The sequence below is a fragment of the Oligoflexus sp. genome (assembly GCF_035638955.1).
Classification (GTDB): Bacteria; Bdellovibrionota_B; Oligoflexia; order Oligoflexales; family Oligoflexaceae; genus Oligoflexus.
The window spans coordinates 23,292-38,234 of record NZ_DASQYZ010000366.1; the positions used below are offsets into that span (position 1 = coordinate 23,292).

Annotated in this window: 10 protein-coding genes; 7 read left to right on the plus strand and 3 right to left on the minus strand. The window is 52.5% G+C overall.

The window, feature by feature from the left end:
- Nucleotides 1–97: 97 nt before the first annotated feature.
- Entirely contained in the window at nt 98–1,573 is a 1,476-nt protein-coding gene (locus VE954_RS32055) for an acetoacetate decarboxylase family protein (protein WP_324960695.1), read from the minus strand.
- Between the two features lie 325 nt (nt 1,574–1,898).
- On the opposite strand from VE954_RS32055, the gene VE954_RS32060 reads away from it, so the two are divergent.
- Nucleotides 1,899–3,071, plus strand: coding sequence for a molybdopterin-dependent oxidoreductase (locus tag VE954_RS32060; protein WP_324960697.1), 1,173 nt, complete (start codon nt 1,899–1,901; stop codon nt 3,069–3,071).
- Nucleotides 3,072–3,109: 38 nt separating this feature from the next.
- Here VE954_RS32060 and VE954_RS32065 read toward each other — a convergent pair whose 3' ends face one another.
- A complete protein-coding gene (locus VE954_RS32065; RefSeq protein ID WP_324960699.1) occupies nt 3,110–4,495 on the minus strand; it encodes an aldehyde dehydrogenase family protein in 1,386 nt (461 codons plus the stop codon).
- A 118-nt stretch (nt 4,496–4,613) separates the two neighbouring features.
- Between VE954_RS32065 and VE954_RS32070 the strand changes: the two genes are divergently transcribed.
- The 5 genes from VE954_RS32070 (at nt 4,614) to VE954_RS32090 (ending at nt 13,065) form a co-directional block, all read left to right on the plus strand.
- Nucleotides 4,614–5,900 carry an NAD(P)-dependent alcohol dehydrogenase gene (locus VE954_RS32070; protein WP_324960710.1) on the plus strand — a complete coding sequence of 429 codons (1,287 nt, stop codon included), beginning with the start codon at nt 4,614–4,616 and terminating at the stop codon, nt 5,898–5,900.
- Nucleotides 5,901–5,940: 40 nt separating this feature from the next.
- Nucleotides 5,941–8,268 carry a cytochrome P450 gene (locus VE954_RS32075; protein ID WP_324960700.1) on the plus strand — a complete coding sequence of 776 codons (2,328 nt, stop codon included), beginning with the start codon at nt 5,941–5,943 and terminating at the stop codon, nt 8,266–8,268.
- A gap of 22 nt (nt 8,269–8,290) precedes the next feature.
- Complete coding sequence (locus VE954_RS32080; RefSeq protein WP_324960701.1) at nt 8,291–9,154, plus strand: bile acid:sodium symporter family protein; 864 nt, start codon at nt 8,291–8,293, stop codon at nt 9,152–9,154.
- Nucleotides 9,155–9,214: 60 nt separating this feature from the next.
- The gene (locus VE954_RS32085) at nt 9,215–10,351 is read left to right on the plus strand and encodes a porin (RefSeq protein WP_324960702.1); all 1,137 of its coding nucleotides are present in this window, start codon (nt 9,215–9,217) and stop codon (nt 10,349–10,351) included.
- Nucleotides 10,352–10,680: 329 nt separating this feature from the next.
- Nucleotides 10,681–13,065 (plus strand): arylsulfatase, encoded by a 2,385-nt coding sequence (locus VE954_RS32090; protein ID WP_324960705.1) that lies wholly within the window; start codon nt 10,681–10,683, stop codon nt 13,063–13,065.
- A gap of 92 nt (nt 13,066–13,157) precedes the next feature.
- Here the strand turns inward: VE954_RS32090 and VE954_RS32095 are convergent, their stop codons facing one another.
- Nucleotides 13,158–13,838 carry a DUF4136 domain-containing protein gene (locus VE954_RS32095; protein ID WP_324960707.1) on the minus strand — a complete coding sequence of 227 codons (681 nt, stop codon included), beginning with the start codon at nt 13,836–13,838 and terminating at the stop codon, nt 13,158–13,160.
- Between the two features lie 161 nt (nt 13,839–13,999).
- On the opposite strand from VE954_RS32095, the gene VE954_RS32100 reads away from it, so the two are divergent.
- Nucleotides 14,000–14,797, plus strand: coding sequence for a helix-turn-helix transcriptional regulator (locus tag VE954_RS32100; RefSeq protein WP_324960709.1), 798 nt, complete (start codon nt 14,000–14,002; stop codon nt 14,795–14,797).
- The last annotated feature ends 146 nt before the right edge of the window (nt 14,798–14,943 follow it).

Genomic DNA, 14,943 nt, shown 5'->3' on the forward strand with positions numbered 1-14,943 from the left:
TCCAAAGCCTTTCCCTGGACCCGGAGATGTATCTGACCACGGACAGCGACTTTTCCTGTTACGAGGAAGAACCGCTGTCGTTCGCATCGGCAAGATCCTAGGCTGCTTTTGCAAGGCGGCCTGCGAGAAAGTCCTCCAGTACCTTCATCTCTTTCAGAGCCAGCGTCATCTCACCACTTATATAGGTCCCACCCACGGTAGCCAGAACCGGAAGCTTGCCGAACGGATCCTCTTCCGACGAACGCAAGACGACCGCCACCCCTTCGGTCCCGTGAAAATTTCCAGTCACCTTCCAGGGTGCGCCGATCAATTGGGCGACGGCCGGCGCTGCATTCTCTGCACCGACTCCCGGGACATACTTGAAGGTTAAAGTCGGCAGAGGAACCGAGTCTTGTGGCTTGCCTGTAGGAGGGGGAAGCGGCAACGTCATGTTCTGGGGATAGGCGAGCGGCACGGCGTCGTTCGCAGGTAGAGGCGTCGAAAAGATCTTATGGCCTATCCTGGCTGTCGCATGGATCTCTGCACTTCCTCGAGTGAGCGACAGCCTGAAGTCGTTCCCGAACCGATCCATTCGAATGTCGGCCAACTTTTTGGGCCATCCACCGATTTCGCGACCCGAGGACATCGCGGAATCCCTGTCAACGTAGATGAACGGAACATAAATGTACATTTCTCCCTTGTATAAACATGGAATACCGACGATCAATTCGTGGTATGGGCCGAAGCTGCTGTCGCGATAATGGGCCCAAACCTGCTTGACCGGAGAGAAGCCTGGCAGTTCTGGGATTGGGACCGTCGTGACGTTCTCGGGGAGAAAAGCGGCGGCGCTCTTGGCGTCGGTGAGGTAATCAACGATAACGATATCGAGGTCCTTCCATGACCATTGCGGTGCGTTCTTGTAGAGCGGCCCACCAGCTGGCATCGAGAAGGCGTGATTCTTGAGGCTGATCTGCCCAGGAATCGGGCCTGCTACGGCTCCCGGGATGACTGTCAAGGGATCAGGGGTCCATTGAACGGCGTCACCGAAACCTTCGGGGATTTTTGATGGCGAAAGTTTCGCATCGACTTCAATATACCAGCGTGTGATGGTCCACTTGTTATTGCGTTTCTCCAGTACTGCGTTGTACGTTCCCGAGGTCAGGGGTTTCAATGTATCGGCCTGGGGAACATTCGAGATCAGCATATAGGTACGAACCTTGGCCGTGGTCGCGGTCTGTTCGGTCACGTGCAAGTTGCCCATCGTGTGCCGGCGCACGGCCTTCGAGTTCTTGCCGGGCTTGATGTACCTCTCATCGACCAGGGCCTTAAATCCCTCCTTGCCTTTGATGCGGATCGTGCCGAGATCTGGCGAAGTGTTCTCAAACAAGACATCGTCGGCGAACAACGCGAGCCATTCGTCCCAACGGCCTTCATCAATAAGGTAAGAATAGGCCGAGACGTGATTGATGATCGCCAGTCGGTCAGCGATAAACTCCGGGTTTGTGTTGACTGCCCCTGAATTATCGGCCTTTTCCATATGGAGCCTTTCAGGACCGGGCACATTTTTATGAGGCACGAATTCTTTGTCGCTCATTATCATTCTCCTTTGTTCATTTGCCTGACTCAATCCGCATTTCGTGTCAGCGCCGGTCGGTTTCTCCTGAGTTCAGATCGATAGGCGTGACTCCAACAACAGGTCTAGCAAATTTTTTTCTTTAGATACAAGGCATCTCAGAAACATCATAGGCGCGAGGATCATGGGCCAGTTGCGCGGCGCCTCTTTCTGCTGATTGTGGATGGTTTCTGGAATGTGGATGACAGAGCCTTCTGATCATCCTAAAGATGACATGTGTCCTATTTCAAGAGTTCATCGAACAGCCCTGATCATTGAGTTCAGAGCGATATACTTAGGAGTATTTATGAAGCCCAAGGTCGCGACTTCGAATAATGCCCCAGTGAGTGACGAGAAGACAAAGAAGGCACACGAGAATTGGATCGAAGGGATAGACCCGAGTTTGGAGGTTATGTCCGCCATACCTCTCGTGCTGTCAACTCCAGTCAAATTACTCGCAGAAAATCGAATCACGGATAAAAAGCACTTGTTCGTCCGCAATATCCAGGATCTCGATGAGGGCATGACGATGGAGCCCCTCCCATTGGAAGGCTGGGTGATTGAACTGAGCGGGTTAATCATGCCTTATAGAGTCCTGATTCAGGCCAAAGATCTACTTGATATGGAACAGGTTGAATACGAAATGATTCTTCAATGCTCGGGTAACGGCCGTAACAACTTCGGCGGAATCAAAGGGACGCCTTGGGATCAGGGCGGAGTGGGCAATGTCCGTTTTACCGGTGTCCCGCTCAAGGCCATACTTGCTCGATATAACGTCCAGGTCGATCCCCAGGTGAAGTATATAACCGGTGAGGGCCAGGACGCGGCCATGGGGCTTGAAAAGCCAGACTTCGAGCACAGTATTCCTGCGGCGGATGTTCTGGATAGAGGGATTCTGGCTTTGAAGCTCAATGGTGAACCTTTGCCGGGTATACACGGGGGGCCAGTACGCCTCGTTACGCCGGGATTGTTCGGCACCATGCAAATCAAATGGCTCACGCGTCTCCGCTTCGAGACGGCCGAGTCCGCAAACTTTTACCATGCGACCGAGTACAGGGTGCCAAACACTCTTCTTAAACCCGGTGAAAAATTCAAATTCTCACTTGAAAACAGCCGACCCACCTGGGACATTCGCCTGATGAGTTACATCTTCGAACCCTTGCCGGGTGCTCACCTGAAAGCGGGTCCGGTATCGATCCGTGGCGTCGCCTACAATGACGGCAAGGCACCTATCGAGTCGGTGCTGGTGTCTATTGATAAAGGAAAAGGCTGGACACCGGCAGAACTCCAGATACCCGATAGTCCCTTTAGCTGGTACGAGTGGAAGACGGAGCAGACCCTGAAGCGTGGCACCCATGAGATTTGGGCGCGGGCCACGGACGCTCTTGGCCGTAGCCAACCTTTGGATGGCAGGATTTTCTGGAACCCGAATGGCTATGAGTGGACGGGTGTTTTCAAGAGTGGTGTGACCGTTGAATAACCCGTCAAGAGCGAGCACGCGGTATGGGATGGGCACAGCTAAAGGATCTTCGCCAACTTCGCCTGACTGTCCACATAAGGGGGATAGCGAATCGCAAAATCGGGCCACCTCCCTTTGATGAGAATCCCCTTGGCGTGTGTGAAACTTTCGAAGCTTCGCCGTCCATGATAGCTCCCCATTCCGCTCGCGCCGACACCACCAAACGGCAATTCAGGAACCGGCATATGCATCACAACATCGTTAATGCAGACCCCGCCAGAGGACGTTTCGGCAAGGACCTTCTCGACGGCTGGTTTATCTCCCGAAAAAATATAGAGAGCGAGCGGCTTCGGCCGGAGATTCACAAACTGAATCGCCTCCTCAACATTGGCGATCGGGAGGATCGGCAGGAGAGGTCCGAAAATTTCCTCCTGCATGATGGGAGATTCAGGTGACACATGACTCAAAACAGTGGGGGCGATGTACCTTTCCTTGGGGTTGGTCTTACCGCCAATTTCAAGCTTGCCATCACCGAGAAACCTGGACAGTCGCTCGAAGTTTTTGTCATTCACAACGCGGCAGTAGTCAGGGCTTTGTTCAGCGTCTTCGCCATAGAACTCCTTGATTGCCCCCTTGATCGCCGCAATAAGGGGCTGCACTAAATGTGGAAGCGCCAGAACATAGTCGGGCGCAATACATGTTTGCCCCGCATTGATGAATTTGCCCCAAGTGATTCGTCTGGCGGTCACCCCCAGCTCCTTATCATCAAGTACGATCGTCGGGGATTTACCGCCCAGCTCCAGGAAAACCGGGGTGAGATGGACCGCAGCCTTGGTCATGACAATTTTGCCAACCCTGCTGCTTCCCGTGTAGAAAATGAAGTCAAACGGCTGCGCGAGTATCGCCTGAGTTTCCTCCACCCCTCCTTCCATCACGGCGATGCAGTTCGGGTCCAAATATTCGGGAAGGTACCTGGCCAGTACAGACGATGTCGCCGCTGCAATCTCCGATGGCTTGATCACCGCAACGTTCCCCCCGGCGATCGCTCCGACAAGGGGCGCAGGAATGAGATTGACGGGATAATTCCAAGCGCCGATGATGAGGGTCAAACCAAAGGGTTCCCGGCGAATTTCACAATATCCCGGTTGATTGATCAAGGGGATGGCGACCTTTTCCGTTTTCATCCATTCCGCCAGATGCTCAAGAGCATCGTCGATCTCAGCGATGACCAATCCCTGCTCGGTCACGGCCGCTTCATGGGATGATTTACGCAGGTCTTGCCAAAGGGCTGCATTCAGTTCTTCGTTGCGTTCTACTAGAAAAGTTTTCAAAGCTTCCAACTGCTTCATACGCCATGACAGGGGACGAGTCGTGCCCTCGCGAAAAGATGAACGAAGCTTGTTCAAAGTATTTTCCAAATTACGATCATAACCTGCGGGCGCCATAAAGAACTCCTTCGCCTGTGGCATGGAAGTCTGTACTGAGTCGACATGCAGCAACCTGGGTCCTAACTTCTCTGGAAGTATCACTGAATCTTTACCAACGGAAGATTGTTCGTTGCTGATGAATTTTTCACAGTTCCAAGGACCAGTTGAGTTCGGTTCCCCGCGCCCTTTACCCATTTCAATTCTTCGCGGTCCCGATTCTCGCCGCCGCATAAGAATGGGCGCACTGAGCGGCGATTTTTCTTTGCCAGGCAAAGTTTCTTTCCTCGGGCTAAATCAGGTGCTACTGCTCGGTAAAGCATGTCTGTATTTTGGAATCGATAACGACAATACCCAAGGTGGTCGCTGGCTTTCCCAAAGGAGAAAAATCATGAAGGCTTTGCGTTTTACGGGCTGGCAACAACCAATTGAACTGATGGAGTTACCTATCCCCGTACCAGGACCTGGAGAGGTTCTTATCAAGGTAGCAGGATCAGGCGCGTGTCATTCGGATTTGCACATTATGGAGGCTCCGTCGGGAAAAGTCGATTGGGTTCTTCCTTTCACCCTTGGTCATGAAAATGCGGGCTGGATCGAACAACTCGGCCCCGGGGTCAAAGGCTTTGGGCATGGCGAAGCTGTTATTGTTCATGGCGCCTGGGGCTGTGGCAACTGTGGCCGTTGTCGGATCGGTGCTGAAAACTACTGTGAAAACCGTCACACGGTTAAAGCCAAAGGCGGGGGTCTTGGCCGCGACGGTGGAATGAGCGAATACATGCTCGTGCCTTCTTCCCGTCATCTCGTTCGTCTCGGCAGGGTCGATCCAAGAGAGGCTGCACCACTCGGTGACGCTGCTCTCACACCATATCATGCCATCAAAGGCTCGCTCGGAATCCTTGGGCCAGGTTCTTCGGCCGTCGTGATCGGTGTAGGCGGACTTGGTCAGATGGCTGTGCAGCTACTGAAGGCGCTCACTGTTGCCCAGGTCATCGCTGTCGACAGGTCTGCGGAAAAGCTCGAACAGGCTCGTAACCTCGGTGCGGACGCCACCTTTATTTCTGACGATAAAACGGCAACCAAAATACTGGATGCTACGGGCAAACGCGGCGCCGAACTGGTCCTGGACGTAGTCGGCGCCACACCAACGCTATCGCTTGCTGCAAAAGTCGCACGTGAACTCGGTCATCTGACCATTTTAGGACTTGGTCATGGAGACTTCCAGCTCTTTTCAATTCCCAAAGGTTGCCAGGTTTCCACACCTTTTTGGGGAACAATTACTGACCTCATTGATGTCGTTCAATTAGCTGAAAAAAAGAAAATCACTTTGCATAATGAATACTTTTCTCTCGACCGCGCGAAAGATGCTTACGAACGCATGAAAGAAGGCAGGCTAACAGGGCGCGCGGTAATTACACCTCACGGCTGAGCAGGATTGTCAAACGTCATTCACATTTGGAGATAGAACCATGGAAGTCGAGCTGTCCGTTACACCGCCTCTTGCGAAACCAACACGACCAACTTCGCGACCCGCTGGCCTGGATACTCTTCCCATCGTCGAGTACGGTACAGACAATTTCCGCGAAAATTCCGTGCGCATTTTTGCGGAAGCATGCGCGAGGGGACCGGTGTGCCGCATTATGCCTTTCGACGTGATCGGTGTGACCCGATTCAACGATGTGGACGCCATTTTCCGTGACCCACGCACCTTTTCTTCTAACGTCGTCCTGGCGAAACAACCAGAAGGGACTGCCGAGATTGGTACACTTTTAAAAGACGATCCCCCTGCTCATACACGACTTCGCGCTCTTTTTGGTCAAGCCTTTGCACCGGCCCGCGTGTCATCTCTGATGGAACCTCGCGTCCTTGCTATTACGAAAGACCTGGTCAGAAAGGTTCTTGATAAAGGTCGCGAATTCGATCTTGTCGAGGATTTCGCTGTCCCCCTTCCCGTTATCGTCATCTCGGAGCTCCTGGGCGTTGATCAAAGCCACATGGAAGATTTTAAGCGTTGGTCAGATGATGTCACCGGGGGAACCTTGCTCGCGATGCAGCCTGATAGCCCTTCGAAGGTCAAGCGGCAAGCCGAGATTGATCAAAGCCTGCGCTCACTCGATGACTATCTGGTGCAAACAATAAAAGAATACCGTGGAAAAAAGACCGGAGAGAATCTTATTACGTTTATGATCAATGCCTCGCAAGGGGGTGATAAGCTCACCGATGTCGAGATATTGAGCCTGGCTAAACTTCTTCTGGTGGCTGGCAATGAAACGACCACGAAGTCGATCGGCCTGGCGATGAACCTGCTCCTCAAAAATCCTCCGGGCCTAAAGGAGCTCAGCGATTCACCTGGCCTGATCCAGAGCGCTATGGAAGAAGCCGTGCGGCTTGAAGGACCGGTGCCGGATCGTCTCCGCAAGACTCTGAAGGACACGAGAATTGGTGGCATCGATATTCCAGCCGGCACTATCATAGATGCGATGATCGGCGCAGCTAACCTTGATGCATCAGTCTTCGAAAATCCCACCACCTACGACATTCGCCGAAAAATCAACCGGCACGTCGGCTTCGGCGGAGGGATCCATCAGTGTTTGGGTGCACCTTTGGCTCGCCTTGAAATGCGCATTGCCTATGAAGAAATGCTGAAACACATGCAGGATTTCGAGCCCAATGGTCCCGCGGTTCGTGGAGTTATCTCGGCATTCCGGGGGTTTTCCTCGATGCCGCTGCGCTACAAGCCACGCGCAACTCAGACGCCGAAAATAGCGGTCTCTGCGATGGAGCAGGACGTGGCTGTGGCCGATAAGCTGGCAAAAAAGTCGGACAACGAACTGGGCCTGGATAAACGTACCAGGGAAATCGTCCGCGTTGCGAAAATACGTGACATTGCCAAAGGCGTTAAACTCATTCGCTTAACGCACCCAACGGGTGGTCTCCTGACGAGATTTACCGCAGGCAGCCATATTATTTTGCACATGCGTGATGGCGACAAGGTTTATCGCAATGCCTATTCCCTCATCAATTCGGAAATTGGCAACGGGCTGGCCTATTTTATTGCCGTCGCTCTCAATGAAAAAGGGCAAGGCGGTTCGAATTACATTCACAAAAAACTGAAGCCCGGAATGGAAATCTCCGTTTCCGTTCCCGCGAATAACTTTCCTGCGGCTGACCACGCCGCCAAGCATCTGCTTATTGGTGGCGGCATCGGCATTACACCACTCTATGCCATTCGCAATGAGCTTCGATCACGAGGCGAGAGCAGTGAGCTCCATTATACCTTCCGTGATAGTGCACATGCGGCGTTGCTCGAGGAATTCGAACTTGAAGGCAGTCCTTCGATCAAGCTGTACGACAATTCCCTGGGGCAAAAACTGGACCTGGAGGCGCTGATACGTTCTCAGCCTGAAGGGACCCATGCGTATGTTTGTGGTCCAGAAGGTTTAATGGATGCGGTCATCGAAACTTGTGCCACGTTCGGATGGCCAAACGAGCAAGTCCATTTCGAACGCTTTGGAGCCCCCAAACCCAAGGGCGAACTGCCGTTTCCTGTAAGCACAGAAATTTCGGGCATGGAGTTTATGTGCGGAAGCGATATGACCCTGCTGGAAGCATTGGAACAGCAAGGTCTTACGATACCTTATGCCTGTCGCGCGGGCAGTTGTGGTGCATGTGAATTGAACGTTGTCGAAGGGGACCTCATCCACCGCGATAGTGTTTTGAGCGCCGCCGAAAGATCTGAAGGAAAAATTCTTCCCTGCGTATCGCGCGCCAGGACCAGGCTTGTTCTGAAAGTTTAGGATTCTTTAGTCGGGAGAGCGTATGGTGCGTGAAATCGTTCAATTTCTGCTGGGAAATCTCGTCTTCTTTTTCATGCTTGTTGCGGGCCTTGAGATCGACCTCAGGGATGTGCGACAATTTTGGCGCCGCCCCGGAACGGTGGCACTTTGTGCCCGCGCGCTCCTCATTGTTTTCGTCGGCCTTCCGATTCTCGCTCTGTCCATCGTATCCATCATCCCAATGCCGCTTCCCTTAAAAGGACTCATCCTGCTCATCGCTATTTGTCCGGGAAAACTCTTCATTTTGAAAAATTTACGCAAAGCTGAGGCCAATATTCCGCTCGCCGTCAATGTTACGAGTCTCGTCGTACTGGCCTCTCCTTTTTTGGTTCCGATTTGGGTATCGGTGACTGGTCGTATCCATACTGTTGATATGTCCTTGAGTTCATTTTCCGTTCTCGATCTGACACTCAGAAAAGTTCTCGTTCCCTTCGCTGCAGGAGTTCTGCTTAGACATCTGGCGCCCCAGTGGGCCAGGAGCATGAGTCATTTTGTGGATCGAGTGGCTTCGGTCGCTCTCTTGCTTGCCATCGCACTTATTCTAATTCTTGGGGTGCCGAACCTGGGCCAGCTCGTTCCCGGAGGACTGGCCGCAATCTTTACAATAACAGCGGGAGGAATACTCATGGGGCTCGGGGCCGGCGGACCAAGGCCAGACGAGCAGAATGCGGTCATGCAGGCCACTGTGCCGGGAGACCCGACGCTCGTACTCGCCATTGTAGCTCAAAATTTTCCGGAGGCACGAATACAAGCCCTTCTTGCCGCGTGCATCGTTGCGCGGACCTTCATGCTTATACCTTTGCAGCGATGGGTCAAAGCTGGGCTTTCTCATAGTCGCACAGGATGATTCCGTGGCACTTCAGACCTCATCTTGCAGGGAGCAGATAAAGATGACAAGGAAACATGAATGAGTCGACGATACGCTCTACGCCTTTTAGCGACTGCATCGCTGCACGGGGTGAAGGTTGCTCGGGCTGATGAAATCCCAGCTCCCAAAGAGTCAGCACGAGTTGGTCTGGAACTGCGCTTTGATTATGATATGACCCAGGTCAAATGGGATCAGGAAGATGCTACACACGTCAATGAGCAAAGCGAGAAATTTGCAGCAGCCAGTCCCCTCGTCAATATTCATGGGCGTATTGATGACCAGACCACGTATCGCATTCGCTATTCGTTCCTCAACGATTTCACTCGGGAGAGTGCTGGCAACGACGGATTGCCCACTGGCGTTCAATATTTTTACGTGACGCACACAATCAATGATGTGTGGACTTTGCAGGTGGGCAAGCAGTTCGTCCTGACTGGATCCTGGGAGTACAACTATAACATTGCCGAGCTCTACCATTATTCGGCGACCTTTGCCCGCGCACCAACCTTTGCCGAAACCGGAGCGCAACTGGGCGCTCATATCGGCAAGCAGTTCTTTGCTGTCCAGCTATTCAATAGCGTGCCCGAATCGGCAAGGAAGCAAAGCCAGGATCTGATCAAAGTTGCGGCATGGTATGGGAATTTTAGCAACGGGACGATCCTGCCTATCGTGTCTTACGCGATTTTCCCTCGCCCTCGGGAAAAAATTGGTGACGTTCGTGACGAGGCGAGCGCAACCACAGAACTGAGTTACGGTGCCCGGTTTAACCAAGGCAATTTTGAGTACGAAGTCGTGGGAGCGTTCCTGAGAACCCCTGACCACAGTTTTTTCCAGGCTGACGCCATGACCGAAGACGTCACGGCAGTCAAGGTTCCAAGTGATGAATGGCAGCTTGCTTATGGGCTCTTGCGCTATAAGCTCGAGGACCCAAAACTGGAACCTTTTGTGAAAGTGACTCTGGATGAGGCAAAGACCGGAGGCGCAAAGTCGCAGCGCTTCACGCGTGCATCAGCCGGCATCGAATACTACCCGCAAGCGTCGGCTTTCCGCTATCACCTTGTCTATATTCTGCAGCGCGATAAATATCTTGAATTCAGCAACGATGGCCTCGTGGCGCAAACCGCTAACGAACGTCGGCAATCATCCATCCTGATTGGGTCCGGCGCGGTTTTCTGAGAAAAATGCGGTAAGCAGCTCAGCCTGCAGGGTCTTCCCAGGTGCATGACTCAAATCCACCCAACCGAAAAAGCTGCATAAAGGCGCTGCGCATGTTCAAGCAAGGCCTAGGGAACACGTAATTCTCCAACCGCTGTAAAGATCCTTTTTTTCAGCGAAAGCCAGTGCTATTTCGTAAAAGGGATTTTGAATCTTCTCCAGTGATCCAATTGCAATGCGAATGCATGCATTGGATCGACTCACGTAACAGAAAGCCTCTGAATTCGCCCCCAATCGATTCATCGATTGGGGACAGATCCCCCGTTCTCAACGGGACCAAGGAGATTTTCATGACTATCCGAGACATACCCAGCTTCAAAGAGTACAAGTCCGGCACACAATTCAATGGCACCATAGGCCGGACGATCGAAGAGTCGAAAGCAGCGTGGCCCGCCCCCGTGCGAAGCAGGAAGGGCATGCCGAACGTTCTGTTCATCGTGCTGGATGACACCGGCTTTGGGCAGTTGGGCTGCTATGGATCGCCTATCAACACACCCAACATCGACAAACTTGCCAGGAATGGTCTCCTCTACTCGAACATGCACACCACCGGATTGTGTTCGCCTTCCCGTTCCAGCATACTGACCGGCCGCAACCATCATTCCAATGCGATGGCCTGCATCACCGAAGTCTCAACGGGTTATCCTGGCTATAATGGCAATATCCCTTTCGAGAATGGCTTCCTCTCCGAGATCCTTCTCGCGCAAGGTTACAATACTTATGCGATCGGGAAGTATCACCTGACGCCTGCTGAGCAAATCAGTGCCGCGGGTCCATACGATCGCTGGCCGCTCGGGCGTGGTTTCGAGCGATACTACGGTTTCCTGAGCGGCGACACGAGCCAGTATTATCCTGACCTGACCTATGATAATCATCAGATTGATCCACCACGGACACCGGAACAGGGCTATCACCTGACTGCCGATCTTGTCGACAAGGCAAGTTCTTTCATCGTCGATTCCAAGCAGCTGGCTCCGGATAAACCTTTCTTTCTTTATTTCTGTACGGGTGCCATGCATGCTCCGCATCATGTACCGAAGGAATGGGCCGATCGATACCGGGGCGTATTCGATGGGGGCTGGGATACCTATCGCGCGAAAGTCTTCGCGAAGCAAAAAGAGCTCGGTATTATTCCCGCGCACGCTGTGCTCTCCCGCCATGACCCTGATGTTCAGGATTGGAACCAGCTATCCGCGCCCGAACGCCAGCTCTTTGCCCGAATGATGGAAGTCTATGCAGGTTTTCTGGAGCATACCGACCACTATATCGGTCAGCTCATCGATTTCCTTGCCAGGATTGGTGAACTTGACAACACCCTTATCATGCTGATCTCCGACAACGGAGCCAGCGCAGAAGGTGGACCGAATGGGTCCGTCAACGAAAACAAGTTTTTCAACAACGTCGAGGACAATCTGGAGGAGAATCTCAAAGCGCTCGATGAGCTAGGAGGTCCCAAATACTTCAACCATTATCCATGGGGCTGGACCTTTGCCGGCAACACCCCCTTTCGGCGTTGGAAACGCGAAACCTACCGTGGCGGAACCTGCGATCCGTTTATCGTTCACTGGCCCAAGGGTATTAAAACCAAGGGGGAGATTCGCCCGCAGTTCGCGCATGCCATCGACATGGTCCCGACGGTTCTCGAGGCTCTGGGTGTCGAGCCTCCGACTTCCATCCGCGGTGTGACGCAATCAGCTATTGAAGGCGTGAGCTTTTTTCATACCTTTGACAATGGGAACGCCAGAACGAATCACGAAACCCAATACTTCGAAATGTTTGGGCATCGTTCCATTTACCATCAGGGATGGCGCGCGGTATGTCCTTGGCCAGGGCCATCCTTCGCGGAATCTCCAGCAAGCTTTGGCACGCCCATCACCATGGAACGTCTTCAGGAACTGGATGCCAAGGGCTGGGAACTCTACAATATTGAGGAGGATCCAACCGAAACGGTGAATCTGGCGGAAACGAACCGGAGCCAGCTCATTGAAATGATCACCCTCTGGTACGTGGAAGCAGGCAAATATAATGTCTTTCCAGTCGACAGCAGGATCACCACCCGCCTGGCTGAGAAACGCCCCGAGCTTTCGCCGAACCGACTCACATTCAACTATTATCCAGATACGCAATGTATTCCTGAAAACGTTGCGGTCAAGTTACTCAATCGCAGCCACAGTCTGACTGCCGATGTGGAAATCCCAGCCGGAGGAGCTGAAGGCATTCTGGTCTGTCACGGCAGCAGCAGCGGAGGCTATAGCCTATTCGTCAGAGATCAAAAGCTTCATTACATCCACAATTACGTTGGTGCCCAGGAATTTCATGTGGAATCGAACCGTACTGTCCCCGAGGGCCACTCAACGCTCCGCTTCGAGTTTGAGTCGACTGGCAAGCCGGACATAGCCAAGGGACGTGGTGCGCCCGGCCTGGCCCAGCTCTATATCAATGACGAATTGGTAGGTCAGACCAATCTGCCCTTCACCGTTCCACTGATCATTGGGGTAAGCCGTGGCATGGCCATCGGCTGGAATCCGGGATCTTCCATCTCGAAACAATATCAGGCACCCTTCGCCTTCACAGGCCGGATCCACCAGGTGACCGCCGATGTATCCGGGCGTCTGTTGAAAGACACCGAAGAGGAGATGGCTGCATTCGCCAGAGTTGCCATGGCCCGACAATAGTCAAGCAGCCGGTCAGCTTAAAAGGGGACCGGCCTTCCGCAAGGACCCGCTTGAAAGAAGCCCATGAAATATAAATTTCACGCGCTTCTGCCTCAATTTTCTCCACTCGCAAAATACGGCGACTGATGAAACATCTGATCAATGTCCTGAGCAACTCGGACCGATTTTTCGTGTTCAGTGGTATTGTTCATCAAGCCGACCGAAACACCCGCCCAAATGGTCGGAATTTCAGCAATCGCAAGATTAGGGTTATTGGGATCGGCTATATTGATGATCAAAGAACCGATCTCGGCGCTCACAACATAAGGCACAGCCGAGGGCCCCCAGCCGCTTGTATAGTATCCTCCATACCAAGGGTCATAGTAATAACTCCAAGTTGGATACCAATAATCATAGTAGACATCGGTAACAACCGTACCCATAACACCGAGCTCAACAAAAAAGTCTGGGGCGCCGCTGTCGAGGCCCGCTATCCTTTGATAGCCACGGGCATTCAAATTGGTTTCTACCTGCTGGATGACGCTCGCTTCCGTGTCCGCACTTAATTGAATCGCAGTATCGTCGCCGGGCCGTCTGATAATAGCGATTTTATCTGGCAGGCCATAAGTCTTAAGACTTTTAAAATCATAGCCTTCCAAAGGCTTGGTCACGACGATCGCCGCATCGTCCACATCGGCTTCATTGTTTTCGTCACAAGCGGAAATGGTCAGCAACACAGCCAGACCGGTCGTCAGAACAAGACCTTTTCCAGGAAACAGGTATTCACAGTCCACAGAAGCACCCTCCCATAATGCACGCTTTCGCATCAATCTATAACTGGCGGTTGCCAACAGAAAGCTGATTATGCTGGCTGCTTATAATTCCGTGTTCCACGCGCCACCAGGTCATGAATCATCGCGCCCTCTTTAGTTTGACATGGATATTTTTCGCGCAAGTGACTGATTTCGTATTTGAAAATTTAGAAGTAAGAATAGATTTCGTGAGAATGATTGCTTGTAAGAGGAGACATGATGTGGAAGCTAACGTCTGGACCACAAATATTCAGACCTGGTTGGATAGTAGAAAAAACGCGTCCCTGGGACTTTTAGCCAAGCGAGCAGATATTCCCTATCCAACCCTAAGGAGGGTTTTCCAGGGGGAGAGGAAGCCCTCGTATGCGACGGCTGTTAAAATAGCTTTTGAAACCATGCCGAGCGATGAGGCCATTAATATACTCGAGAAAGATTATGGACAACCCTCAAGCATGGCCAGGGCTTTGCTAAAGAATCAAGCTGTCCCGGTGTCGGCGGAGGATGGGAAGTGCATAGCGAAAACTGACGAGCTCATCATCAGTGGTATGGCGCTGGCCCAGAGCGGAACGACCAGGGCTGCGATCTTCAATCGCCTCGGCAATGACGGTGTAGAAAAATTAAATAGGCTCGTGGAGAGGGGAATCGTGACCGAATGGAACGGAAGAATCCATCCGCAGTCCGAGCAGAGGTTCCTAACCGACTATCGGGATATCGTCACGAGGGCAAAGCTTTCACTCGATCTTCATACGGAAGACACCATTGGAACTCCTGGTTCATTTGGTTATTTCGGAATGGGAGGCTTGAACGAGACCGGCAGGGAAAGGGTCCAACACGCCCTGATGCAAGCTCGCGATGCGATCACCGAGGTCTTCAAGGATGAGTCTGCAAGCGGCGATCTGGTTCTAGCGGTGACCATGTCATCCGTCTTCATCTCCGAATAAAGAGAATATTTTAAGCGTCACGGATAAGAATCTTAAAAGACACGGAATGGAATGGGCAATATCGTATGCGATGCAATTCCAGGGCTTGATGAATAGTCCGGGCGGGCGCGGAGACCATCCTTTTGCGGCCAGCCTGGCAAACCATC